Origin of the sequence: Streptomyces subrutilus, assembly GCF_008704535.1 — a bacterium.
In the GTDB taxonomy this organism is placed as follows: Bacteria; Actinomycetota; Actinomycetes; order Streptomycetales; family Streptomycetaceae; genus Streptomyces; species Streptomyces subrutilus.
Window position 1 is genome coordinate 4089131 of the sequence record NZ_CP023701.1, and the last position, 26524, is coordinate 4115654.

9 protein-coding genes, 5 rRNA genes and 2 pseudogenes are annotated in these 26524 nt (G+C 66.7%); 12 read left to right on the forward strand and 4 right to left on the reverse strand.

Annotated elements, in window-relative coordinates; all coding sequences use genetic code 11:
- Window positions 1-441: 441 nt before the first annotated feature.
- On the forward strand, window positions 442-2748 hold the full coding sequence (locus CP968_RS17965) for an asparagine synthase-related protein (RefSeq protein ID WP_150518988.1): 2307 nt from the start codon (window positions 442-444) through the stop codon (window positions 2746-2748).
- Between the two features lie 520 nt (window positions 2749-3268).
- Here CP968_RS17965 and CP968_RS17970 read toward each other — a convergent pair.
- The gene (locus tag CP968_RS17970; protein ID WP_150518989.1) at window positions 3269-5221 is read right to left on the reverse strand and encodes a sigma-70 family RNA polymerase sigma factor; all 1953 of its coding nucleotides are present in this window, start codon (window positions 5219-5221) and stop codon (window positions 3269-3271) included.
- 346 nt (window positions 5222-5567) lie between these two features.
- Window positions 5568-6344: a TetR/AcrR family transcriptional regulator gene (locus CP968_RS17975; protein WP_150518990.1), complete on the reverse strand. Its 777-nt coding sequence runs from the start codon at window positions 6342-6344 to the stop codon at window positions 5568-5570.
- Between the two features lie 340 nt (window positions 6345-6684).
- Here CP968_RS17975 and CP968_RS17980 point away from each other — a divergent pair, with 340 nt between their 5' ends.
- Together CP968_RS17980 and CP968_RS17985 are read left to right on the forward strand one after the other, a co-directional pair.
- Window positions 6685-8103: an NAD(P)/FAD-dependent oxidoreductase gene (locus CP968_RS17980; RefSeq protein WP_150521969.1), complete on the forward strand. Its 1419-nt coding sequence runs from the start codon at window positions 6685-6687 to the stop codon at window positions 8101-8103.
- Between the two features lie 135 nt (window positions 8104-8238).
- The gene (locus CP968_RS17985; RefSeq protein WP_150521970.1) at window positions 8239-10023 is read left to right on the forward strand and encodes an ATP-binding SpoIIE family protein phosphatase; all 1785 of its coding nucleotides are present in this window, start codon (window positions 8239-8241) and stop codon (window positions 10021-10023) included.
- A 76-nt stretch (window positions 10024-10099) separates the two neighbouring features.
- On the opposite strand, the gene CP968_RS17990 is transcribed toward CP968_RS17985, so the two are convergent.
- A complete protein-coding gene (locus tag CP968_RS17990; protein ID WP_229886859.1) occupies window positions 10100-11449 on the reverse strand; it encodes an MFS transporter in 1350 nt (449 codons plus the stop codon).
- A gap of 122 nt (window positions 11450-11571) precedes the next feature.
- Here CP968_RS17990 and CP968_RS17995 point away from each other — a divergent pair, with 122 nt between their 5' ends.
- From CP968_RS17995 to CP968_RS18025, 6 genes are all read left to right on the forward strand, one after another.
- Window positions 11572-12105: a MarR family winged helix-turn-helix transcriptional regulator gene (locus CP968_RS17995; RefSeq protein WP_150518991.1), complete on the forward strand. Its 534-nt coding sequence runs from the start codon at window positions 11572-11574 to the stop codon at window positions 12103-12105.
- A 587-nt stretch (window positions 12106-12692) separates the two neighbouring features.
- Window positions 12693-14217: ribosomal RNA gene (locus tag CP968_RS18005) — 16S ribosomal RNA — on the forward strand.
- A 283-nt stretch (window positions 14218-14500) separates the two neighbouring features.
- Window positions 14501-17625: ribosomal RNA gene (locus CP968_RS18010) — 23S ribosomal RNA — on the forward strand.
- Window positions 17626-17701: 76 nt separating this feature from the next.
- A 5S ribosomal RNA gene (rrf, locus tag CP968_RS18015) occupies window positions 17702-17818 on the forward strand.
- Together the 16S, 23S and 5S rRNA genes form the textbook arrangement of a ribosomal RNA operon.
- A gap of 106 nt (window positions 17819-17924) precedes the next feature.
- A complete protein-coding gene (locus CP968_RS18020; RefSeq protein WP_150518993.1) occupies window positions 17925-18281 on the forward strand; it encodes a hypothetical protein in 357 nt (118 codons plus the stop codon).
- Window positions 18278-18568, forward strand: coding sequence for a hypothetical protein (locus CP968_RS18025; RefSeq protein ID WP_150518994.1), 291 nt, complete (start codon window positions 18278-18280; stop codon window positions 18566-18568). The genes CP968_RS18020 and CP968_RS18025 overlap by 4 nt, the downstream gene beginning before the upstream one ends.
- 353 nt (window positions 18569-18921) lie before the next feature.
- Here the strand turns inward: CP968_RS18025 and CP968_RS35700 are convergent.
- Window positions 18922-19272, reverse strand: a pseudogene (locus CP968_RS35700) (hypothetical protein); the annotation flags it as partial.
- A gap of 570 nt (window positions 19273-19842) precedes the next feature.
- Here CP968_RS35700 and CP968_RS18035 point away from each other — a divergent pair.
- The 3 genes and pseudogenes from CP968_RS18035 to CP968_RS18050 form a co-directional block, all read left to right on the forward strand.
- A pseudogene (locus tag CP968_RS18035) lies at window positions 19843-20509 on the forward strand (IS110 family transposase); the annotation flags it as partial.
- A 1070-nt stretch (window positions 20510-21579) separates the two neighbouring features.
- Window positions 21580-23104: ribosomal RNA gene (locus CP968_RS18045) — 16S ribosomal RNA — on the forward strand.
- 282 nt (window positions 23105-23386) lie between these two features.
- Window positions 23387-26511, forward strand: a 23S ribosomal RNA gene (locus tag CP968_RS18050).
- Window positions 26512-26524: the final 13 nt, after the last annotated feature.

A 26524-nucleotide genomic window follows, 5' to 3' on the forward strand; every position in this document is an offset into this window, starting at 1 on the left:
GGGCGTGTGGCCGTGCGCCCGCCCGTGCGCTCTGTCCGGTCCGGTGGGCCGGCGATTCGATGTGCGGTGCGTGGGTCGGCCCGCTGCACCAACCGGGCGGGCCGGGGGATGCCGCTACCTCAATCCCCGCGGGTGGCGGAACGGGCCGGGGGGCGGTTTCCGCCTCCCGGACCGCGCCCGCGCACCCGTGTCCGAGGTCACACCTCGACGCTCGGGACGGCCCGAGATTGGCCGAAACCGACCTATGGGGCGCTGGGAACGGAACGCCAAATACCGCATGGCCCAGGCGTGTTCGTTTGCATGTGCGCCCCCCTTACCCCCTCCCGTACGCCTGTCCCGTGGCAGCATGGACCCGAGCCACCCGGGGTCCTGCCGGCCGCGCCCTCAGCGCCGTCGGTCCTGCCCGTGCCCCGGTCATGTGCCCAGGCTGGGGAGGCGGCGGTGCGCTGGTTGGTGGGGTGGAGCAGTATCGCCGCGAGCTTCGGCACGGCCGGCCGCGTCTCCGGCCCGGGCACCCACGCGCGCCGGACCGGCAGCGCCCACGGACCCGGCTCCCACGGGACGAACGGCCACCGTGCGAACGGCCACGGCGCGTACCCCCGCGGCGGCCCCGGACCGGCCGACGGATACGCCGCCGGATATGCCGCCGGACACGCCGACGGCGGGGCCCCGCTGCACGGCGGCATCGCGGACGCCGCCCACCCCGGCGACCCCGGCGCGGACGCCGAGCGCACCGTCCACCCCGTCGGCGCCCAACTCCTGTGGGGCGATCCCGACCCCCTGTGGGCCGTCGGCGACTGGCGCCCCGACGAGATCCGGCTGCTCACCGCCGACCCCGCCGACCCCTTCACCCGGCTGGCCGTCCTCGGCTGCTGCGGCGCCACCGACGCCGAACTGCGCCGCGCCCTCTACGCCGCCCGCGGCGGGGCCCTGCGCCACCTCACGCAGTGGTCCGGCAGCTACACCGCCGTCGTCCAGACCGGCCGCCGCATCACGATCGTCGGCGACCTCGCGGGCGCGCGGCCCGTCTTCTACACGCCCTGGGCCAGCGGGACGGCGTACGCCACCGCCGCGCTCCCCCTCGCCGACCTCATCGAGGCCCAGCTCGACATCGGCCACCTCGCCGCCCTGCTGGCCTGCCCCGACAGCCCCGAGGCACTGGGCGACGGCACACCGTACGCCGGGGTCCGGCGCATCCCGCCCGGCCACGCGCTCATCCTCCGCGAGGGCTCCCGCGAGATCACCGGCTACGAACCCGTCGCCTCCCTCGCGGTGTCCGCGCCCGAGGCCGATCCCGACCGGGCGGTGGAGGGCGTGCGCGAAGCACTCGTCGACGCCGTGCGCGCCCGGCTCACGGCCCCCCGCCATGCCCCCGACACCCCGCAACCGCCGTACGATCCCGGCCCCGTGCCCGGCATGGGCCCCGCCGACCGGCGCGCCGCCCGCGGAGCCCCGGCCCCCGGAGTCGGCGCCGACCTCTCCGGCGGCAGCGCCTCCGCCACCCTCGCCCTGCTCGCCGCCGGCCTGCCCGGCGCCCCCGGCACCCTGCTGAGCCCGGCCGGGGCGCGGCTGCTGGCCGTCACCTTCAACGACCTCGCCACCCCGCAGGGCCGCGAGGCCGAGATGGAGCGCGCCCGCGCCATCGCGGCCGACCCGCGCCTGCACCACGTCGTGGTCGCCGCCGCCGAGGAAGCCCTCCCGTACGCCGACCTCGACGGACCCCTCACCGACGAACCCGGCCCCTCGCTGGTGTTCGCCGCCCGCGAGCGCCGCCGCCTCGCCGCCGGCTCCGCCGACCACTTCACCGGACACGGCGCCCGCCAGGTCCTCGACGCGCACCCGGCCCGCATGGCCGACCTCCTGATGGACCGCCGCCGCCGCCACCTGCTGCGCCCGGTGGCCGCGCTGGCCCGTTCGGCCTCCGCGTCCGGCGAGTCCCTGCTGGTGCCGCTCACCGTGTACGCCGCGGCCCGGCGCCTCGCCCGTACGCCGTACCGCGCGGGCATGGAGGCCGCCGCCGCCCGGCTCCGCGAGGGCCGCGTCACGGGCGGCGCCTCGGGCGCGGTGGACGCCTCCCTCGCCGCCCTCACCTGGTCCCGGCCCGGCCCGGCGGCCGGCTGGCTCACCGGGGAGGCGCTGGCGGAAGTATCGATCCGGCTCACGGCCGCCGCCGGCCGGCCCCCCCTGTCGCTGCGCCCGGGCGAGGCCCGCGCCCGTTCCGTGCTCGCCCGGCACGCCGCCGACCACCGGGTCTTCGAGCAGGCCGTGGAGGTCCGCAGCCAGCGCCTGCACGCCCCCTTCCTCGACAACCAGGTCGTACGGGCCGCCCGCGCCCTCCCCGAATCCCTCCGGGTCCAGCCGGGCGCCCGGGCCGCCATCCTGCGCACCGTCCTGTCCGCGACCGGCGTCCGCGAGCTCCCGCCCGGCTGGGGCGCGACCGCCCACGCCCCGCACGAGACGGCGACCCGACTGGGGCTGCGGGCCGCCCTGGACGAACTGCTCTCCCTCTTCGCCGCCCCGCTGCTCGCGGACGCCGGCCTGATCGAGGCCCGCGTGGTCCGCCAGGCCCTGCTCGACGCGGCGGACGGCCGCCCGGTACCGCTCGACGGCCTCGCGGAACTCGTCTCGATGGAACTGTGGCTCCGCCGCCTCCTGGCCCGCCGCGGCACCTGCTGGACGGGCACCACGGCGGCCCGCCGCCGCGCGGTCCCGGAGGGCGTCCCGATCCACCGGCCGGCCCTGTCCTGAGACCCGCGGCCGAGGAGCCCGCGCGGGACGTGGCGCTGGTCGCGGTCCCGGTCTCGGCGCAGGCTCTCGGCCCCCGTCCCGGTCGCCGACTTTCGGGCCCGAGTCCCGATCCGGGTCGTGGTCTCGGCTCCGATCCGGGTCGCGGTGTCGGCGCTGGTCGCGGTCCCGGTCCCGGTCGCAGTCCTGGTCCGGGTCGCGGTGTCGGCTCTCGGCCCCGATCCCGATCCCGGTCGCGGCCTCGGCTCCGATCCGGGTCCCGGTCTCAGCCCCGGTTCCGGCGTCGGCTCTCGCCGTGGCGCGGGGCTTGCCGTGGTGCCGGGGGGCCGGGGCGCCGACCCGCCGGGGCGCAGGCCCGCCGTGGCGCAGGCCCGCCGGGGTGCCGCCCAGTTGTTGTGTCGGCCTGCCGCAGCGCGGCCCTGACGGCGCGGCCCGCGGTGCCCCGCCGCCCTCGGCCCGGACCGCTGCGCGCGCGAGGAGGCTGCCGACGCCGCCCTCGGACCGGCAGCGCCGGCCGCGGCGCTCAACGGCAGCTGATCACGGCGTCGGCCCAGCTCGCCAACGCGGGCAGCCGGCCCGGCCCGGCCCGTTCCACGACCAACCGCAGCGTCGTACGCCCGGCCAGCGGAACCTGCACGGAAGCCGCCGGGTCGCGGTAGCCGAGCGCGGCGGACCGCCACAGCCGCTCCCCGTCCCCGTACACCGAGAACCGCACCGTGCCGTCGGTGAACAGCGACAGGCCGTCCACGCCCGCACGTGCCGAGAACGAGGTGCACTGCCGGTTCAGGGCGATCTCCACCGAGGACGGGGAGTTCACGGTGATCCCGTGCCCGAAACGCCGCTCGCCCACCTCCAGCCCCCAGCGCTGCCACACCCAGCTGCTGCGCCAAGTTCGCACCTCGGGACCTGTGTGGTCGCCGCCGACGGAATGCCCGAGCGACGCCAGCTGGAAGCCACGCGGCGGCTTGGGCGCGGGCACCGTCGGCCGGGGGGCGGACGGCGCGGGCCGCGCCGCGCTCGGCGACGGCGACGGCGACGGCCGGGGCGCGGCGGACGGCGACGGGGGAGGCGGGGGCGCCGCCTTCGACCGCGTCGGCGAGGCCTTGCGCGGCGGCGGTACGGGGCTCCGCCCGGGCGGAGCCTCCACCACGGGCGGGGCGCTCTCCGCCGGGGCGGGTACGTCCGGCACCACCGGGGCGGCGGCGCTCGGCGCCGGCTTCGCCCGGACCGGCGGCGCCGCGTCGTCCCCGGCCAGCGCGAACACCACCCCGGCCGCGGCGGCGACGGCGATACCGGCGGCGATGGCCGCCTTGGCCGGCAGCCCGAGCCCCTCGGACACCGCGGCACCCCCGGCCCCCGACCCGGCTCCGCCGGCCGCACCCCCGGCGGCGCCCGCCCCGGCACCCGTACCGGCGGCGCCCACGACCCCGCCCCCGGCACCCGCGCTCGACCCGCCCACGGCGGCCGCCGCGGCTCCGGCCCCACCGGCGGCGACGGCGCCACCGGCCACCACACCCGCCGCCTTGGCCGCGTACCCGGCGGCGAACCACCCGATGACCGCGACCGGCAGCAGCGCGGGAATGCCCGCGTTGACGTCCTTGAGCTCCCCGGCGGCCAGCCGGCACTTCGCGCACTCCTCCAGGTGCTTGCGCAGCCCCCGCTCCGCCCGCATCCGCAACCCGCCGCGCGCGTAGGCGCCCAGCCGGTCCGCGTAGCGCGCGCAATCGCCGCCCTCGCTCAGCGCCGAGCTCACGTGGGCCTGGAGGTAGGCCTGCTTGAGCCCCTCCCGGGCCCGACTGGCCAGCACCGCGGTCGCGTTGGGACTCAGCCCGAACAGCGGCGCGACGGCGCTCGGCGAGGCCTCCTCGACGGTGGTGTGCCACAGCACGGCCTGCCACCGCTCGGGCAGGCTCCGGAAGGCCTGCATGGCCAGCGACTGGTCCGCCTCGCGCATCGCCCGCACGTCCGCGCCGAGTTCGAGGGTGTCGTCCCCCGACAGCCCACCGCCGCCCTCCGTGCCCGCGGCCGCCTGCTCCGCGAAGACGGCGAAGTCCTCGACCAGCTGCTCGCGCCGGGCGGTCTTCGCCCAGGCCGCCGCGACCCTGCGCACCGTGGTCAGCAGGTAGGCCCGCACCGACTGGTCCGGCCCGGCCCCGCCCCGCACCGCCTGCAGGGTCCGCGCGAACACCTCGGCGGTCAGGTCGTCGGCGGTGTGCCCGTCCCGGCAGCAGGTCCGCGCGTAGCGCCGCACGGCGTCGGCGTGCCGGCGGAACAGTTCCTCGTACGCCCCGTCGTCGCCGCCCCGCATCCGGGCGATCAGGTCACCGTCGGACGGCGGCGGCTCGCCGCCACCGGGCGGGGCCGCGTGTCGGCCCCCCGGTTCGCGCTGGGCCGGTACCTGCCGGGCGGGCGGGCTCTCGGCCCCGGCCCCGCCGGCGGTACCGCCGAACGGCTCGTCCCGACCGTCAACACTCATCGCGGAAGCCCCCGCACGACACACTCAACCGGTACACCGATCCAGCGTGGCACACGGTGCCCGCGCCCCGAGGCGCTCCGAGCACCATCCACTCGTCCGGGCACACTTCGGCGAACAGCCGTGCCGTCGCGGCCCGTTCACCGCGGCTCGACCGTTCGACCAGCCGAGCCACCCGACCGTCCGCCCCAGCCGTTCGACCCGGCCGTTCGCCCAGCCGGGCCGCCCCGACCGCCCACCCCGGCCGTTCGACCAGCCGACCCGTCCGGACCGCTCACCCCAGACCACCAGACCACCCGACCACTCCGGCCGCCGCCCCGAACAGGCGGCGGCCGGCGGCCGGCCGAGGTCACGCGGTCCGGGAGCGCAGCCCTTCGAGCAGGATGTCGAGCAGTCGGGTGGACGCCGCGGCCTGCTGCGCCGGGTCGGGCAGCGCGGGCGCCGCCGTCGCTATCACCAGCAGTACATCGGCCACCGTCACGTCCCCGCGCAGCTCACCGGCCTCCCGCGCCCGGTCGACCAGCCGCCCCACGACCTCCAGCAGCGCACCGGCGCCCGAGTCCTCCGCGGGCTCGTCGTCGGCCGGGATCCGCGCGCCCACGACGCGCAGGTCGGGGGCCGAGCCGGCCACCGCGGCCTGCCGCTGGTGCGGGACCCGCGCGGCCTCCGACCCCTCGGCGCCGTCCTCGCTCGCCGAGCCGACCCGCAGCACCTGCGGCGGCAGCAGCCGCCCGGCGCCCGAGGCCACGGAGGTGCGCAGGAAGCGCGACAGCGCCTGCCACGGCTCCTCCTCCTGGCCCAGTGCGGTCCGCGCCTGCTCGGTCAGCCGCGCGGTCTCCTCCTCGGCTATCCGCCGGACCAGGACGTCCTTGCTCGGGAACCGCCGGTACACGGTGCCCACTCCGACCCGCGCCCGGCGCGCCACGTCCTCCATCGGAGCGCCGTAGCCCAGCTCGCCGAAGACCTCGCGGGCGGCGCGCAGCACGTGTTCCAGGTTGCGCTGTGCGTCGACGCGCAGCGGCGTGGACCGGCCCACGCCGTGCGTGGTGGCACCGTTCGCGATGCCGCGACCGTTGCTCTCGACCGAGAGCGCGGTCGCAGACCCATGGAAATCGGAAATGTTCATATGTTTCCCCCGGTAATCATTTGTCTCCCCCCGGAGACACTCCCCGCCTTCGTGTCGAGGGGGCCACGGTCAGCTGGGCCCGGTCCTACTCCTCGACGAGATACGAACATAGTTGAGCCAGAGTCAATTCAGAAGAGGCAGCCCCGGACGGACCACCGCCCGATCGGAGCATTCACCCCCACTTTTCCGTTCCGTACCTTCGGAATGACCGATTCCGCCCCCTCTGACCTGCGGAACTCCCACCCCGTTCGAGCCCTGCCGGAACCCCGTCCCAGCACTCCCTCCGGTCACACAATGTGTCAGGCCTGTGGACAAACTCCCGGCCACGATGCGTCATGGGATGGTGAAGGCTGCTAACTCCCGGGGCGCGGCCCCCGGTACCCCGCCCCGTACGCGCATCCTCGTCGTCGGCGGCGGCTACGTCGGCATGTACACGGCCCTGCGGCTCCAGCGAAAGCTGAGAGCCGGCGAAGCCGAGGTCACGGTGGTCACCCCCGAGCCGTACATGACGTACCAGCCCTTCCTCCCCGAAGCAGCCGCCGGATCCATCTCCCCCCGCCACGTCGTCGTCCCCCTGCGCCGCATCCTCCCCACGTGCCGCATCGTCATCGGCGAGGCCCAACGCATCGATCACGCCAAACGGACCGCCACCGTCACCACCCTCGCCACCGACGAGGAAGGGGCCGGCCCGGTCGAGATCGCCTACGACGAGCTCGTCCTCGCCCCCGGCTCGATCTCCCGCACCCTCCCCGTCCCGGGGCTCGCCGACTACGGCATCGGCTTCAAGACGGTCGAGGAGGCCATCGGCCTGCGCAACCACGTCATCGAACAGATGGACATCGCCTCCTCCACCCGCGACCCCGCCATCCGCGACGCCGCCCTCACCTTCGTCTTCGTCGGCGGCGGCTACGCCGGCGTCGAGGCCCTCGGCGAGCTGGAGGACATGGCCCGCTACGCCGCCCGGTACTACCACAACGTCACACCCGAGGACATGAAGTGGGTCCTCGTCGAGGCCAGCGACCGCATCCTCCCCGAGGTCGGCCCCGAGATGGGCGTCTACACCGTCCGCGAACTGCGCCGCCGCAACATCGACGTCCGCCTGGAGACCCGCCTCGAATCCTGCGAGAACCGCGTCGCCGTGCTCAGCGACGGCACCCGCTTCCCCACCCGCACCGTCGTGTGGACCGCCGGCGTCAAACCGCACCCCGTCCTCGCCGCCTCCGACCTGCCCCGCAACGAGCACGGCCGCCTCGTCTGCACCGCCTTCCTCACCGTCGAGGGGGTCGAGCACGCCTGGGCCGCCGGCGACGCCGCCGCCGTCCCCGACATCACCGCCGCCGAACCCGGCCGCACGTGCGCGCCCAACGCCCAGCACGCCGTCCGCCAGGCACGGACCCTCGCCGACAACCTCGTCGCCGCCCTCCGCGGCGAGGTCCTCACCGAGTACGCCCACAAGTACGCCGGCTCCGTCGCCTCCCTCGGCCTCCACCAGGGCGTCGCCTTCGTCTACGGCCGCAAGCTCAAGGGCTACCCCGCCTGGTTCATGCACCGCGCCTACCACCTCAGCCGCGTCCCCACCTTCAACCGCAAGATGCGCGTTCTCGCCGAATGGACCCTCTCCGGCCTCTTCAAGCGTGAGATCGTCTCCCTCGGATCACTCGAACACCCCAGGGCAGAATTCGAACTCGCCGCGGGTGGCGGATCCGGGCCCACCCCGCCCCGCCCGACCCCCCGACCCCCGCAGGACAGCCAGGGCTGACGCCGGCAGTGCGGTCCAGCACACGGGACGTGTGACCATAGGTGGGCCCACGCCTGCACAGAGTGACATCGTCCCGTCAGTGACCGACCACGAGCGACGCAGCGACCACTTGCGACACCACGAGGCTTGAACGCAGTGAACTTCACGCGCTGGAGCGCCCGGTTCCCCGGAACACAGCGCCGCGCCGCCGCCCGGACCGAACACGCCGCCGCCCAGGCCAAGCGCGGCGAAGGCTCCGTCCCGGCAGCCCGCGGCGGCCGCGCCGACCCCGCCGCCGAGCGCTCCGCCGCCGACGGCCGCCCCGACGACCCCGCGGCCCGCGCCGGCTCCGATCCCGTCGCCGGTGCGAGCGCCGCGGCCCCCGCCCGTACGGGCGTCCTCGCCGCCGCGCCCTCCCTCGACGAGCTCTCCGTACGCGAGGTCCTCGGCCGGCTCCCGGCCCTGGTCGCCCTCGTCCACGGCCCCGAACACCGCGTCGCCTACGTCAACGACGCCTACACCGCCGGCTTCGGCGCCCGCACCCCCGGCGCCCCGGCCCACGAGGCCCTGCCCGAGCTCGGCGCCCTCGGCCTCCTCCCCCTCCTCGACCAGGTCCAGCGCAGCGGCAGACCCCGTACCGCCAAGAACCGCACCGCCCCCGGCGGCACCAGCTCGTACACCGTCACCTGCACCCCCGTCGAGTTCCCCAAGGCCGACACCGCCCAGGACCCCGACCCCCACCCCCACCACACCGGGGTCCTGATCCACCTCGCCGACGTCACCGACCACGCCGAAGCCGTAGAACGGCTCCGTGCCAGCGAGCGCCGCCAGCGCGAAGCCGCCGTCACCCTCCAGCGCTCCCTGCTGCCGCAGGAACTCGAACAGCCCGACGACCTGCGCATCGCCGCCACCTACCAGCCCGGCGGCACCGAAGCCGCCGTCGGCGGCGACTGGTACGACGTGATCACCCTCGGCGCCGGCCGCACCGCCCTCGTCATCGGCGACGTCATGGGCCGCGGGGTGCGCGCCGCCGCCGTCATGGGCCAGCTCCGCACGGCCGTCCGCGCGTACGCCCGCCTCGACCTCCCCCCGCACGAGGTGCTCCAGCTCCTCGACGGCCTCGCCGCCGAGATCGACGCCAGCCAGATCGCCACCTGCGTCTACGCCGTCCACGACCCCAACGAGGGCCTGCTCGCCTACGCCTCCGCCGGCCACCTCCCCATCCTGGTCCGCGACGAGGACGGCACCGTCCGCCGGGCCGCCGACCCCACCGGCCCGCCGCTGGGCACCGGCGGCTGGCTCCACACCTCGGGCACCATCGCGCTCGGCCCCGGCTCCACCGCCGTCCTCTACACCGACGGCCTCGTCGAACGCCGCGGCGAGGACATCGACGAGGGCGTCGCCGCCCTCGACCGCGCCCTCTCCGGCGCCCAGGGCACCCCGGCCGTCATCTGCGACCGCCTGATGCGCGCCCTCGGCGTCGACGCCGACCACGACGACGACGTCGCCGTCATGGTCGTGCAGCAGCCCGCCCGCACCGGCGCCGACGCCGAGCTCTTCCACAACGCCGCCCTGGAACTCCTCGGCGGCATCGAGGCCGCCCCCCGCGCCCGCGCCTTCGCCCAGGGCGTCCTCGCCTCCTGGCGCTTCCCGGTCGAACTGTGCGACCTCGGCGTCCTGGCCGCGAGCGAGCTCGTCGCGAACTCCCTCCAGCACGGCACCCCGCCCATGCGCCTGCGACTGCGCCGCACCGACCGCCGCCTGACCATCGAGGTCACGGACGGCGACGACCACCTGCCGCGCCGCCGTCGCGCCGAACCGGCCGACGAGACCGGCCGCGGCATCTCCATCGTCGCCACCATCGCCTCGTCCTGGGGCAGCCGCCGCACCCCGGGCGGCGGCAAGGCCGTCTGGTGCGAGTTCACCCTCCCGGACAAGTAGCGGCACGACGAAGAGGGGCCCGGTCCACCCGGACCGGGCCCCTCATCTCCCTGCACGACCCGTGCGACGTACGCGCCTACGCGCCCACGCGCTCTCCGACCGCCACGACGCCCGCACCGGAACCCGCAGCGACATCGACATCGCCATCCGCATCGGCCCGCGCACCGGCCCCCACCGCCGGCCCCTGCGCCACGATCCGGCTGGCCAGCGACGGGTTGTCCTGCACCGGGCTCAGCTGCTTCCCAAGTCGCAGCGCCAGCCACGCGATCCCCAGCGAGACCAGCACGAAGATCCCGATGTAGAGCATCGGCACCCCGGCCCCGAGCGGCACGCCCAGCGGCCCCAGCGCCAGCGCCATCTGCTTGACCAGCGCGAAGGCAGAGTTGTACTGCCCCACGGAACCCTCCGGCGCCAGGTCGGCCACCAGCGGCGCCAGGGTCGGCGACAGCATCGCCTCCCCGATCCCGAACAGGGCGTACGTGGTGATGAACGCACCGGCGGCCATCACGGCGCTCCCGTGCCCGAGCCCCGAGAACCCGGCGATCACCCACGCCACGGTCCAGATCAGCCCCACCAGCGCGATGACCCGCGACCGGCGCCGCTTCTCGACCAGCCGCAGCACGACGAACTGCGCGACGACGATGGCACCGGTGTTGGCGGCCAGCGCGAACCCCAGCGTGGAGGGCGAGATCCCGGCGGCCTCGGTACCGAAGGCGGCGAGACCCGACTCGAACTGCCCGTAACAGGCGAAGAACAGCACGAAGCCCAGCACGCACAGCTGCACCATGGCCTTGTGGCCCATCAGCCGCTTCCACGCACCGCCGCCCCCCTGCGCCGGATCCGTCGGCACCGCGTCCTTGATGACCGGCACCTGCGGCATCCGCACGGTGGCGATGACCCCCGCCAGCACCAGGAACATGACGGCCTCGATGCCGAACAGCAGGGTGAAGCTGCCGGGCCGGCTCTCGTCGACGATCTGACCGCCGATGAGCCCGCCGATGCCCAGTCCCAGGTTCTGCATGAAGAACTGCAGGGCGAAGGCACGCGTACGGGTGGACGGCGTCGAGCACCACACGATCATCGTGGCCAGCGCCGGCTGCATGACGGCCTGCCCCGCGCCCAGTGCCAGAGCGGACAGCAGGATGGGAACGACCCCGGTGGAGAGCCCGAGCGCCAACGCCCCGGCGGAGGCGACGAACGCCGCGCCGATGACCACGGGGACCGGACCGCGCCGGTCGATGACCCGTCCGGTGAGGGGCAGTGCGACGAGGGCGCCCAGGGCGAAGGCCACGAAGGCGCTCGTGGCGGCCATGGAGCCCAGATCTCGCACCTGCGCCACGTATATGTAGAGGAACGGAACCGTGAAGCCGATGCCGAACGCGGTCAGCGCGTTGCCGGCCTGGATCCGCCGCATCGCGGCGCCCATCACCTTGGTCACTTTCACCACCTTGATAACTGAAGCCTGAAGACTTCATTCCTAAACTTCGACCCTTAACTCTACACATCGAAGGAGTTAGACGCCAACGGGCTCGTGCCATACTTCGAGGCATGGGTGACACCGACGGCACGACGCCGGTCCACGAGCCGAGCCTCGACGAACAGATCGCCGTCTATCAGCGCGAGTTCCAGGACCTCGACCCCCAGGTCGAGAAGGTCGTCTCGGCCCTGAGCCGCCTGAACCGCCGGATGAACGTCGCGTACGGCCGCCAGACCGCGGCCCTGGGCATCAGCAACGCGGAGTGGGAGGTCCTCAAGGCCCTCGTGATCTCGGGTTCGCCGTACCGCATGGGCCCCAGCGAGCTCGCGAAGCAGCTGGGCCTGACGCCGGCGGCGATGACCCACCGCATCGACCGCATGACGGCGGAGGGGCTGGTCACCCGCGAGCGGGACGAGTCCAACCGGGTCCGCGTGATCGTCGAGCTGACGGACGAGGGCCGCAGCAAGTGGCTGGACGCGATGCGTGCGGCCACGGTCTTCGAGGAGGACCTCCTCCAGGACCTCTCCACGGCGGAGCGCGGGGTACTGGGCGACATGCTCACCCGGCTCCTGGACCGCGTCGAGGACCTCCAGTCCCCGAGCTGACCTGGGGCGGGCTTGCGGGGGTTGACACACCCCTCTGCGATCCGTAAGGTTCTTCGAGTTGCCCCAGAGCCGAACGGTTCCGGAGTCAACAACTCCAGCCGCCTCGTTGCGGCACCCAACTCAGCACGATCTCCCACTGGGAACGAATTTCGGCATGCCCGAATTCATTTCCGAAGGCCGATTATGAATCGCCGGGGAAATCCACTAGAGTTCAGGGAGTCGGAAGGGCCCAACAGCCCGGAAGGCAAGCCTCGCTGACTGGGGGTCGGGCCCGAAAGAGTCTGATAGAGTCGGAAACGCAAGAACAGAACGAACAGAACGAAGCGAAGCCCGGAGGAAAGCCCGAGAGGGTGAGTACAAAGGAAGCGTCCGTTCCTTGAGAACTCAACAGCGTGCCAAAAATCAACGCCAAAAGTTGATACCCCGTCCATTTCGGTGGATGAGGTTCCTTTGAAAAAGTCCTGTGGGGCACCGGTTTCGGTGTGCTTGCAGGCGACAAAACACAGCGAGGACGTTGTGGATGACCGGTCTTATTCCGACCTGGTTGTCCCGCTCTTAGTGTGTGTTGACCCGATTACGGGTAAACATTCATGGAGAGTTTGATCCTGGCTCAGGACGAACGCTGGCGGCGTGCTTAACACATGCAAGTCGAACGATGAAGCCCTTCGGGGTGGATTAGTGGCGAACGGGTGAGTAACACGTGGGCAATCTGCCCTTCACTCTGGGACAAGCCCTGGAAACGGGGTCTAATACCGGATACCACTCCTGTCTGCATGGGCAGGGGTTGAAAGCTCCGGCGGTGAAGGATGAGCCCGCGGCCTATCAGCTTGTTGGTGGGGTAATGGCCCACCAAGGCGACGACGGGTAGCCGGCCTGAGAGGGCGACCGGCCACACTGGGACTGAGACACGGCCCAGACTCCTACGGGAGGCAGCAGTGGGGAATATTGCACAATGGGCGAAAGCCTGATGCAGCGACGCCGCGTGAGGGATGACGGCCTTCGGGTTGTAAACCTCTTTCAGCAGGGAAGAAGCGAAAGTGACGGTACCTGCAGAAGAAGCGCCGGCTAACTACGTGCCAGCAGCCGCGGTAATACGTAGGGCGCAAGCGTTGTCCGGAATTATTGGGCGTAAAGAGCTCGTAGGCGGCTTGTCACGTCGGATGTGAAAGCCCGAGGCTTAACCTCGGGTCTGCATTCGATACGGGCTAGCTAGAGTGTGGTAGGGGAGATCGGAATTCCTGGTGTAGCGGTGAAATGCGCAGATATCAGGAGGAACACCGGTGGCGAAGGCGGATCTCTGGGCCATTACTGACGCTGAGGAGCGAAAGCGTGGGGAGCGAACAGGATTAGATACCCTGGTAGTCCACGCCGTAAACGTTGGGAACTAGGTGTTGGCGACATTCCACGTCGTCGGTGCCGCAGCTAACGCATTAAGTTCCCCGCCTGGGGAGTACGGCCGCAAGGCTAAAACTCAAAGGAATTGACGGGGGCCCGCACAAGCAGCGGAGCATGTGGCTTAATTCGACGCAACGCGAAGAACCTTACCAAGGCTTGACATATACCGGAAAGCATTAGAGATAGTGCCCCCCTTGTGGTCGGTATACAGGTGGTGCATGGCTGTCGTCAGCTCGTGTCGTGAGATGTTGGGTTAAGTCCCGCAACGAGCGCAACCCTTGTCCTGTGTTGCCAGCATGCCCTTCGGGGTGATGGGGACTCACAGGAGACCGCCGGGGTCAACTCGGAGGAAGGTGGGGACGACGTCAAGTCATCATGCCCCTTATGTCTTGGGCTGCACACGTGCTACAATGGCCGGTACAATGAGCTGCGATACCGTGAGGTGGAGCGAATCTCAAAAAGCCGGTCTCAGTTCGGATTGGGGTCTGCAACTCGACCCCATGAAGTCGGAGTTGCTAGTAATCGCAGATCAGCATTGCTGCGGTGAATACGTTCCCGGGCCTTGTACACACCGCCCGTCACGTCACGAAAGTCGGTAACACCCGAAGCCGGTGGCCCAACCCGTAAGGGAGGGAGCTGTCGAAGGTGGGACTGGCGATTGGGACGAAGTCGTAACAAGGTAGCCGTACCGGAAGGTGCGGCTGGATCACCTCCTTTCTAAGGAGCACAGTACCGATTGCAGACAAATGTTCTGCACGGTCAGCTCATGGGTGGAACGTTGATTATTTGGCACGGTTTCCTGGATGGAATCGCAAGTACTGCTTCGGCGTGGAAAGTGACTCTCTGATGGGGGATCGTGTCTGGCACGTTGTTGGGTCCTGAAGGTACGGCCGTGAGGTTGTGTCTTCTTGCCGGCCCCAGTGAACTCATCGGTTTGTCCGGTGGGGTGGTGGGTGGCTGGTCGTTGTTTGAGAACTACACAGTGGACGCGAGCATCTGTGGCCAAGTTTTTAAGGGCGCACGGTGGATGCCTTGGCACCAGGAACCGATGAAGGACGTGAGAGGCCGCGATAGGCCCCGGGGAGCTGCCAACTGAGCTTTGATCCGGGGGTGTCCGAATGGGGAAACCCGGCAGTCGTCATGGGCTGTCACCCACTGCTGAACACATAGGCAGTGTGGAGGGAACGCGGGGAAGTGAAACATCTCAGTACCCGCAGGAAGAGAAAACAACCGTGATTCCGGGAGTAGTGGCGAGCGAAACCGGATGAGGCCAAACCGTATGCGTGTGATACCCGGCAGGGGTTGCGCATGCGGGGTTGTGGGAATTCTTTTGATCGGTCTGCCGGCCGGTCGGCGAGTCAGAAACCGTTGATGTAGTCGAAGGACATGCGAAAGGTCCGGCGTAGAGGGTAAGACCCCCGTAGACGAAACATCAGCGGCTTGCTTAAGAATCTCCCAAGTAGCACGGGGCCCGAGAAATCCCGTGTGAATCTGGCGGGACCACCCGCTAAGCCTAAATATTCCCTGGTGACCGATAGCGGATAGTACCGTGAGGGAATGGTGAAAAGTACCGCGGGAGCGGAGTGAAATAGTACCTGAAACCGTGTGCCTACAAGCCGTGGGAGCGTCGCTGTATGTGCTTGCACATACAGTCGTGACTGCGTGCCTTTTGAAGAATGAGCCTGCGAGTTAGCGGTGTGTAGCGAGGTTAACCCGTGTGGGGAAGCCGTAGCGAAAGCGAGTCCGAATAGGGCGATTGAGTTGCACGCTCTAGACCCGAAGCGGAGTGATCTAGCCATGGGCAGGTTGAAGCGGAGGTAAGACTTCGTGGAGGACCGAACCCACCAGGGTTGAAAACCTGGGGGATGACCTGTGGTTAGGGGTGAAAGGCCAATCAAACTCCGTGATAGCTGGTTCTCCCCGAAATGCATTTAGGTGCAGCGTCGTGTGTTTCTTGCCGGAGGTAGAGCACTGGATAGGCGATGGGCCCTACCGGGTTACTGACCTTAGCCAAACTCCGAATGCCGGTAAGTGAGAGCACGGCAGTGAGACTGTGGGGGATAAGCTCCATGGTCGAGAGGGAAACAGCCCAGAGCATCGACTAAGGCCCCTAAGCGTACGCTAAGTGGGAAAGGATGTGGAGTCGCAGAGACAACCAGGAGGTTGGCTTAGAAGCAGCCACCCTTGAAAGAGTGCGTAATAGCTCACTGGTCAAGTGATTCCGCGCCGACAATGTAGCGGGGCTCAAGCGTACCGCCGAAGTCGTGTCATTGCAGCGTATAGCCCCAACGGGTGTTGTGATGGGTAGGGGAGCGTCGTGTGCCGGGTGAAGCAGCAGCGGAAGCTAGTTGTGGACGGTTCACGAGTGAGAATGCAGGCATGAGTAGCGATACACACGTGAGAAACGTGTGCGCCGATTGACTAAGGGTTCCTGGGTCAAGCTGATCTGCCCAGGGTAAGTCGGGACCTAAGGCGAGGCCGACAGGCGTAGTCGATGGACAACCGGTTGATATTCCGGTACCCGCTTTGAAACGCCCAATATCGAATCCTCTGATGCTAAGGCCGTGAAGCCGTTCCGGACCCTTCGGGGAAAGGAAAGTGGTGGAGCCGCCGATCCAAGGTGGTAGTAGGTAAGCGATGGGGTGACGCAGGAAGGTAGTCCAGCCCGGGCGGTGGTAGTCCCGGGGTAAGGGTGTAGGCCGAGGGGTAGGCAAATCCGTCCCTCATATAAGGCTGAGACCTGATGCCGAGCCGATTGTGGTGAAGTGGATGATCCTATGCTGTCGAGAAAAGCCTCTAGCGAGTTTCATGGCGGCCCGTACCCTAAACCGACTCAGGTGGTCAGGTAGAGAATACCGAGGCGTTCGGGTGAACTATGGTTAAGGAACTCGGCAAAATGCCCCCGTAACTTCGGGAGAAGGGGGGCCATCACTGGTGAGAGGACTTGCTCCTTGAGCTGGGGGTGGCCGCAGAGACCAGCGAGAAGCGACTGTTTACTAAAAACACAGGTCCGTGCGAAGCCGTAAGGCGATGTATACGGACTGACGCCTGCCCGGTGCTGGAACGTTAAGGGGACCGGTTAGTACACTTTCGGGTGTGCGAAGCTGAGAACTTAAGCGCCAGTAAACGGCGGTGGTAACTATAACCATCCTAAGGTAGCGAAATTCCTTGTCGGGTAAGTTCCGACCTGCACGAATGGCGTAACGACTTCTCGACTGTCTCAACCATAGGCCCGGTGAAATTGCACTACGAGTAAAGATGCTCGTTTCGCGCAGCAGGACGGAAAGACCCCGGGACCTTTACTATAGTTTGATATTGGTGTTCGGTTCGGCTTGTGTAGGATAGGTGGGAGACTTTGAAGCAGCCACGCCAGTGGTTGTGGAGTCGCCGTTGAAATACCACTCTGGTCGTGCTGGATGTCTAACCTCGGTCCGTGATCCGGATCAGGGACAGTGTCTGATGGGTAGTTTAACTGGGGCGGTTGCCTCCTAAAGAGTAACGGAGGCGCCCAAAGGTTCCCTCAGCCTGGTTGGCAATCAGGTGTTGAGTGTAAGTGCACAAGGGAGCTTGACTGTGAGACCGACGGGTCGAGCAGGGACGAAAGTCGGGACTAGTGATCCGGCGGTGGCTTGTGGAAGCGCCGTCGCTCAACGGATAAAAGGTACCCCGGGGATAACAGGCTGATCTTCCCCAAGAGTCCATATCGACGGGATGGTTTGGCACCTCGATGTCGGCTCGTCGCATCCTGGGGCTGGAGTCGGTCCCAAGGGTTGGGCTGTTCGCCCATTAAAGCGGTACGCGAGCTGGGTTTAGAACGTCGTGAGACAGTTCGGTCCCTATCCGCTGTGCGCGTAGGAATATTGAGAAGGGCTGTCCCTAGTACGAGAGGACCGGGACGGACGAACCTCTGGTGTGCCAGTTGTCCTGCCAAGGGCATGGCTGGTTGGCTACGTTCGGGAGGGATAACCGCTGAAAGCATCTAAGCGGGAAGCCTGCTTCAAGATGAGTATTCCCACCTCCTTGAGAGGGTAAGGCTCCCAGTAGACGACTGGGTTGATAGGCCAGATGTGGAAGCCCGGTAACGGGTGAAGCTGACTGGTACTAATAGGCCGAGGGCTTGTCCTCAGTTGCTCGCGTCCACTGTGTTAGTTCTGAAATAACGAACGGCTGTGAAAACACCAGCGTTCAAATTTCATAGTGTTTCGGTGGTCATAGCGTTAGGGAAACGCCCGGTTACATTCCGAACCCGGAAGCTAAGCCTTTCAGCGCCGATGGTACTGCAGGGGGGACCCTGTGGGAGAGTAGGACGCCGCCGAACAATCATTGTGGGAAAGCCCCGCACCTTATGGTGCGGGGCTTTTCTGCGTTCCAGGACAGTTTCTGCGAAGGATGGGTATCCTGGCCGCGTTCCAGAGGAGGACGCGATGACAGCACAGCAGCTGGAAGACGGCGGGCCGCTCATCCCCCAGCCGGCCATGACGCGGGAAGCCCTGCGGGACGCCGTGCGCCGGATCGACATGGCAAGCCTCGCCTCGCTGGACAGGGAGTGCAACGAGGCGTTCGACCGTGCCGCGGAGACGGGCGCGATCAACCCGCTGCGGTTCTTCCTCATCAAGTGGGCCACCCACGTGGCCATCCACCGCTGGCCGGCCCGAGCCGCGGCCCTCCACGCAGCAGAACGCGTCGCCGGGGACCCGAGCGCCACCGAGGAACAGTTCCGGGCGGCCATGGAGACGAGCAGCCGTATCCTCGCCGAGGCCCAGCGGGAGATCGGTCAGTGACCCTGCGGGGCGAGGGCGTCGAGAACGACACCGGCTGGGCGTGGGAATGCGACCCCGGCCGGCAGTGGGTCCTGGGAGACATGGCCGCCGAGCACCAGCACCTGGTGGGCGCGGTTATGGACGGCCTGGTCGACCTGGCGGCGATGGCCATCGACCCGAAGGACGGCAGCCTCTACGAGGATCCGCAGCCGATGCGTCTGCGGACGTACGAGGACGAACACCTGATGCTCTGGTACCAGACCATCCCCCACCGCAGCCGCGTCTACCTCAAACGGGTCAACCTCTGACGTACGAAGCCTGGTTGGGGCCGGTGAGCTGCTTCGCAGTGGGGAGGCAGCAGCTGCTGCCGCGAGGTGCACCCGGATGAACACCGGCCGCTCGGTGGAAGACCTGTCCGGAGATCCGCGGGACCACCTGGTGCGCCACGCGGGGCCCGACGGCTCTCCGCGGCGGCTCGACCAGGTCGCCATCGCGCGGGGCAGCTGCGGAGGGTCCCGGACGCGTTGGTGTCGAGGAAGACGGTTGATCTTTCCGCCTGGTGATGCTCACCGTGAACGCGAACCGGTTCGGACCGGGCGCCGCATCTGGGCATTGCCCGAGGGTGCGGCGTACGAGGGCGGCGCGGCGGTGGCCAGAGGGCTCATGGCGGCGGTGTTCGGGAGGAAGGGCATCGAGGGAGGCGTGGGGAGACTGGAGGCGATCCAGTAGCCGACTGCGGAACACCTCGAGCTGTCCGGCGAATACCGAAACAGATCCGGGGAACCCCGCTCTTCGCTGTACGGGCCTCCGATCCGAAGGCTTTGAGCAGGTCATCGACCGAGCGGGTGGACACGCCGTGGACGCAAGCCTCTGCGGCCACCGCCTGGAGGGCCTGGTGGTCGAGACGTGGCCGGCGCTGGCGAGGGCTGGCGAGGGGTGGGGATGGCGCATCGCCGGCCTGCGTGGCCATCGCCTTGTCCCGGTGCCCGTCGCGCCAGTGGGTGCGGGCGCCGGTGTTTTCCGCCCCACCCTGCCTCGATCCGTGCGGTGGCCTCGGCTTCGATCAGCTTCCTCCAGCAGGCGCCCGGCTACCTCACGGACGAGCTCACGGCTTCCAGCCGAACGGCGTGACTCACGCAGACGAGGCATGTCGTGCCGGGACACGGAGGACTGCTTGTTCTCAGGGGAGCATTCAATGGCAGCCGATGCCCGGCGCCAGATCCCTTGAGCACCCGCCGGTTTTCCAGTACTTGCTGCAAGACCCGTAGCTGAGAACTCCGTCCACTCGCCGGGCCCGCTCTGTTCGGCTGACGGGTGCCAGGCGCCGCAGTGGTGCCCCACCCCGTCACCTTTTTCGTGGCTTCGCAAGGGAGTTCTGGCCTTCGGGTCCGGCACGACTTCCCCCCCTTGTGGTTGATGGTCCGGTGGAGGTGGTGTCACCGGGCCCGGAGGCATCGACGGAACGCTGATGAGGGACTTGAGCAACGGCTTCACCCGAGCCGGAGGAGCTCTCCGTAACGTGGGTGTGGCAGCTCGGTGCCGAGGCAAGGCCGGACGAAAGCGTGACCGGAGGGGCTCGCACGTGACCGACACCAGCGGCATCGACGTCTTCCTCGGCCTGGACGTCGGCAAGGGCGAACACCACGCCACCGCCGTCATCCCGGCCGGCAAGAAGGCCTTCGACAAGCGGTTGCCCAACACCGAACCCAAGCTCCTCGGGCTCTTCGCCAAGCTGCAGGCCAAGCACGGGACGGCGCTGGTCGTCGTCGAGCGACCGGCCTCCATCGGCGCTCTGCCGCTAGAGGTCGCAAATGGCATGGGCTGCCCTGCTGCTTTCTGCCGGGGCTGACGATGCGGCGGATCATCGAGCTCTATCCGGCGAGGCCAGGACGGACGTGAAGGACGCGTTCACCATCGGGGAGGCCGCCCGCGCGATGCCGCACATGCTGCGGGCCATCGACGGCGAGGACGAGACGATTGCTGAGCTGGAGATGATCGTCGGCTTCGACGACGACCTGGCCGGCGAGGCCACCAGGGTCGAGAACCGGCTGCACGGCCTGCTGACCCAGATCCCTCCATCGCTGGAGCGGGTGCTGGGCCGCCCACGGCTGCATCATCCGGCCGTCCTCACCCTGCTGGAGCGGTTCGGGTCTCCGGCCCAGATCCGCAAGGCCGGCAGGCGTTGACTGGTCACCCTGTTAAGGCCGAAGGCACCGAGGATGGCCGAGCGACTGGTCGAGGAGGACTTCGCCACGACAAGAAGATCGCCCAGGGCAAACACCACACCCAGGCCTGCTCTGCCTCGCCCGACGACGATCTGAAGTCACCCAGGTCGAACACCGGGATCTCGGAACGCCACCGCCAAACAGAGTGACCTGGCAGTTCGAGGCCCCGACACCCCTGCGGGCTGGACCTCCGCATACACGGGCGTCCACACGGAGGCGCATGGCTGACGCACGCTCCGCCGCCACCGGGGCACACCCACAGCTTCACCCAAGAGATCGGGGCCCCGCGACTGAGAGCGAGGGGGCGCAGGGCTACGTGTTCTGCCGCGTGGTTGAGGGCCTCGGTGTGTTCTGGAGCGGTATGTCTGTGGGTGGGGGCCGATCGTGACGTGGAGCAGGCCGTCTTCGCGAGCTCGGGCTGGGCGGGGGCGTTGCGGACGCCCGTCGTAGGGCGGGCGGGAGGCTGTGGGCAGTCTGCGGGGCGTGGCTTCGCGGGGCTGCGTCGGAGGGTGGTTCGGGGTGGGGTGGAGGCGCTGTGGGGACCTCTCCTTCCCCGTTTTGACACTGCTCCAACCCGGCTTGTAGAGTCCAACGGTTGCCTCGAACAGGTCATGTTCGGCAACCAGACCTCAAGGAGAACATTCCTGTGGGGTGCACTCGTCTCACATTCAGGAATCTGAAGCCGGGAAATCCGGTGGAAAAGTTCTGATAGAGTCGGACTCGCCGGAAAGGGAAACGCGAAAGCCAAACCCTGGAAAGCGAATCCCGCTTCGACCGGGAATCGGGCCCGAAAGAGTCTGATAGAGTCGGAAACGCAAGAACAGAACGAAGCGAAGCCCGGAGGAAAGCCCGAGAGGGTGAGTACGAAGGAAGCGTCCGTTCCTTGAGAACTCAACAGCGTGCCAAAAATCAACGCCAAAAGTTGATACCCCGTCCATTTCGGTGGATGAGGTTCCTTTGAAAAAGTCCTGTGGGGCGCCGGTTTCGGTGTGCTTGCAGGCGACAAAACACAGCGAGGACGTTGTGGATGACCGGTCTTATTCCGACCTGGTTGTCCCGCTCTTAGTGTGTGTTGACCCGATTACGGGTAAACATTCATGGAGAGTTTGATCCTGGCTCAGGACGAACGCTGGCGGCGTGCTTAACACATGCAAGTCGAACGATGAAGCCCTTCGGGGTGGATTAGTGGCGAACGGGTGAGTAACACGTGGGCAATCTGCCCTTCACTCTGGGACAAGCCCTGGAAACGGGGTCTAATACCGGATACCACTCCTGTCTGCATGGGCAGGGGTTGAAAGCTCCGGCGGTGAAGGATGAGCCCGCGGCCTATCAGCTTGTTGGTGGGGTAATGGCCCACCAAGGCGACGACGGGTAGCCGGCCTGAGAGGGCGACCGGCCACACTGGGACTGAGACACGGCCCAGACTCCTACGGGAGGCAGCAGTGGGGAATATTGCACAATGGGCGAAAGCCTGATGCAGCGACGCCGCGTGAGGGATGACGGCCTTCGGGTTGTAAACCTCTTTCAGCAGGGAAGAAGCGAAAGTGACGGTACCTGCAGAAGAAGCGCCGGCTAACTACGTGCCAGCAGCCGCGGTAATACGTAGGGCGCAAGCGTTGTCCGGAATTATTGGGCGTAAAGAGCTCGTAGGCGGCTTGTCACGTCGGATGTGAAAGCCCGAGGCTTAACCTCGGGTCTGCATTCGATACGGGCTAGCTAGAGTGTGGTAGGGGAGATCGGAATTCCTGGTGTAGCGGTGAAATGCGCAGATATCAGGAGGAACACCGGTGGCGAAGGCGGATCTCTGGGCCATTACTGACGCTGAGGAGCGAAAGCGTGGGGAGCGAACAGGATTAGATACCCTGGTAGTCCACGCCGTAAACGTTGGGAACTAGGTGTTGGCGACATTCCACGTCGTCGGTGCCGCAGCTAACGCATTAAGTTCCCCGCCTGGGGAGTACGGCCGCAAGGCTAAAACTCAAAGGAATTGACGGGGGCCCGCACAAGCAGCGGAGCATGTGGCTTAATTCGACGCAACGCGAAGAACCTTACCAAGGCTTGACATATACCGGAAAGCATTAGAGATAGTGCCCCCCTTGTGGTCGGTATACAGGTGGTGCATGGCTGTCGTCAGCTCGTGTCGTGAGATGTTGGGTTAAGTCCCGCAACGAGCGCAACCCTTGTCCTGTGTTGCCAGCATGCCCTTCGGGGTGATGGGGACTCACAGGAGACCGCCGGGGTCAACTCGGAGGAAGGTGGGGACGACGTCAAGTCATCATGCCCCTTATGTCTTGGGCTGCACACGTGCTACAATGGCCGGTACAATGAGCTGCGATACCGTGAGGTGGAGCGAATCTCAAAAAGCCGGTCTCAGTTCGGATTGGGGTCTGCAACTCGACCCCATGAAGTCGGAGTTGCTAGTAATCGCAGATCAGCATTGCTGCGGTGAATACGTTCCCGGGCCTTGTACACACCGCCCGTCACGTCACGAAAGTCGGTAACACCCGAAGCCGGTGGCCCAACCCGTAAGGGAGGGAGCTGTCGAAGGTGGGACTGGCGATTGGGACGAAGTCGTAACAAGGTAGCCGTACCGGAAGGTGCGGCTGGATCACCTCCTTTCTAAGGAGCACAGTACCGATTGCAGACAAATGTTCTGCACGGTCAGCTCATGGGTGGAACGTTGATTATTTGGCACGGTTTCCAAAACCTTCTGTAAGTACTGCTTCGGCGTGGAAAACAGGGAGTGTCGAGGGGATCGTGTCTGGCACGTTGTTGGGTCCTGAAGGTACGGCCGTGAGGTTGTGTCTTCTTGCCGGCCCCAGTGAACTCAACGGTTTGTCCGGTGGGGTGGTGGGTGGCTGGTCGTTGTTTGAGAACTACACAGTGGACGCGAGCATCTGTGGCCAAGTTTTTAAGGGCGCACGGTGGATGCCTTGGCACCAGGAACCGATGAAGGACGTGAGAGGCCGCGATAGGCCCCGGGGAGCTGCCAACTGAGCTTTGATCCGGGGGTGTCCGAATGGGGAAACCCGGCAGTCGTCATGGGCTGTCACCCACTGCTGAACACATAGGCAGTGTGGAGGGAACGCGGGGAAGTGAAACATCTCAGTACCCGCAGGAAGAGAAAACAACCGTGATTCCGGGAGTAGTGGCGAGCGAAACCGGATGAGGCCAAACCGTATGCGTGTGATACCCGGCAGGGGTTGCGCATGCGGGGTTGTGGGAATTCTTTTGATCGGTCTGCCGGCCGGTCGGCGAGTCAGAAACCGTTGATGTAGTCGAAGGACATGCGAAAGGTCCGGCGTAGAGGGTAAGACCCCCGTAGACGAAACATCAGCGGCTTGCTTAAGAATCTCCCAAGTAGCACGGGGCCCGAGAAATCCCGTGTGAATCTGGCGGGACCACCCGCTAAGCCTAAATATTCCCTGGTGACCGATAGCGGATAGTACCGTGAGGGAATGGTGAAAAGTACCGCGGGAGCGGAGTGAAATAGTACCTGAAACCGTGTGCCTACAAGCCGTGGGAGCGTCGCTCATTGAGTTTACTCAATGGGTCGTGACTGCGTGCCTTTTGAAGAATGAGCCTGCGAGTTAGCGGTGTGTAGCGAGGTTAACCCGTGTGGGGAAGCCGTAGCGAAAGCGAGTCCGAATAGGGCGATTGAGTTGCACGCTCTAGACCCGAAGCGGAGTGATCTAGCCATGGGCAGGTTGAAGCGGAGGTAAGACTTCGTGGAGGACCGAACCCACCAGGGTTGAAAACCTGGGGGATGACCTGTGGTTAGGGGTGAAAGGCCAATCAAACTCCGTGATAGCTGGTTCTCCCCGAAATGCATTTAGGTGCAGCGTCGTGTGTTTCTTGCCGGAGGTAGAGCACTGGATAGGCGATGGGCCCTACCGGGTTACTGACCTTAGCCAAACTCCGAATGCCGGTAAGTGAGAGCACGGCAGTGAGACTGTGGGGGATAAGCTCCATGGTCGAGAGGGAAACAGCCCAGAGCATCGACTAAGGCCCCTAAGCGTACGCTAAGTGGGAAAGGATGTGGAGTCGCAGAGACAACCAGGAGGTTGGCTTAGAAGCAGCCACCCTTGAAAGAGTGCGTAATAGCTCACTGGTCAAGTGATTCCGCGCCGACAATGTAGCGGGGCTCAAGCGTACCGCCGAAGTCGTGTCATTGCAGCGTATAGCCCCAACGGGTGTTGTGATGGGTAGGGGAGCGTCGTGTGCCGGGTGAAGCAGCAGCGGAAGCTAGTTGTGGACGGTTCACGAGTGAGAATGCAGGCATGAGTAGCGATACACACGTGAGAAACGTGTGCGCCGATTGACTAAGGGTTCCTGGGTCAAGCTGATCTGCCCAGGGTAAGTCGGGACCTAAGGCGAGGCCGACAGGCGTAGTCGATGGACAACCGGTTGATATTCCGGTACCCGCTTTGAAACGCCCAATATCGAATCCTCTGATGCTAAGGCCGTGAAGCCGTTCCGGACCCTTCGGGGAAAGGAAAGTGGTGGAGCCGCCGATCCAAGGTGGTAGTAGGTAAGCGATGGGGTGACGCAGGAAGGTAGTCCAGCCCGGGCGGTGGTAGTCCCGGGGTAAGGGTGTAGGCCGAGGGGTAGGCAAATCCGTCCCTCATATAAGGCTGAGACCTGATGCCGAGCCGATTGTGGTGAAGTGGATGATCCTATGCTGTCGAGAAAAGCCTCTAGCGAGTTTCATGGCGGCCCGTACCCTAAACCGACTCAGGTGGTCAGGTAGAGAATACCGAGGCGTTCGGGTGAACTATGGTTAAGGAACTCGGCAAAATGCCCCCGTAACTTCGGGAGAAGGGGGGCCATCACTGGTGAGAGGACTTGCTCCTTGAGCTGGGGGTGGCCGCAGAGACCAGCGAGAAGCGACTGTTTACTAAAAACACAGGTCCGTGCGAAGCCGTAAGGCGATGTATACGGACTGACGCCTGCCCGGTGCTGGAACGTTAAGGGGACCGGTTAGTACACTTTCGGGTGTGCGAAGCTGAGAACTTAAGCGCCAGTAAACGGCGGTGGTAACTATAACCATCCTAAGGTAGCGAAATTCCTTGTCGGGTAAGTTCCGACCTGCACGAATGGCGTAACGACTTCTCGACTGTCTCAACCATAGGCCCGGTGAAATTGCACTACGAGTAAAGATGCTCGTTTCGCGCAGCAGGACGGAAAGACCCCGGGACCTTTACTATAGTTTGATATTGGTGTTCGGTTCGGCTTGTGTAGGATAGGTGGGAGACTTTGAAGCAGCCACGCCAGTGGTTGTGGAGTCGCCGTTGAAATACCACTCTGGTCGTGCTGGATGTCTAACCTCGGTCCGTGATCCGGATCAGGGACAGTGTCTGATGGGTAGTTTAACTGGGGCGGTTGCCTCCTAAAGAGTAACGGAGGCGCCCAAAGGTTCCCTCAGCCTGGTTGGCAATCAGGTGTTGAGTGTAAGTGCACAAGGGAGCTTGACTGTGAGACCGACGGGTCGAGCAGGGACGAAAGTCGGGACTAGTGATCCGGCGGTGGCTTGTGGAAGCGCCGTCGCTCAACGGATAAAAGGTACCCCGGGGATAACAGGCTGATCTTCCCCAAGAGTCCATATCGACGGGATGGTTTGGCACCTCGATGTCGGCTCGTCGCATCCTGGGGCTGGAGTCGGTCCCAAGGGTTGGGCTGTTCGCCCATTAAAGCGGTACGCGAGCTGGGTTTAGAACGTCGTGAGACAGTTCGGTCCCTATCCGCTGTGCGCGTAGGAATATTGAGAAGGGCTGTCCCTAGTACGAGAGGACCGGGACGGACGAACCTCTGGTGTGCCAGTTGTCCTGCCAAGGGCATGGCTGGTTGGCTACGTTCGGGAGGGATAACCGCTGAAAGCATCTAAGCGGGAAGCCTGCTTCAAGATGAGTATTCCCACCTCCTTGAGAGGGTAAGGCTCCCAGTAGACGACTGGGTTGATAGGCCAGATGTGGAAGCCCGGTAACGGGTGAAGCTGACTGGTACTAATAGGCCGAGGGCTTGTCCTCAGTTGCTCGCGTC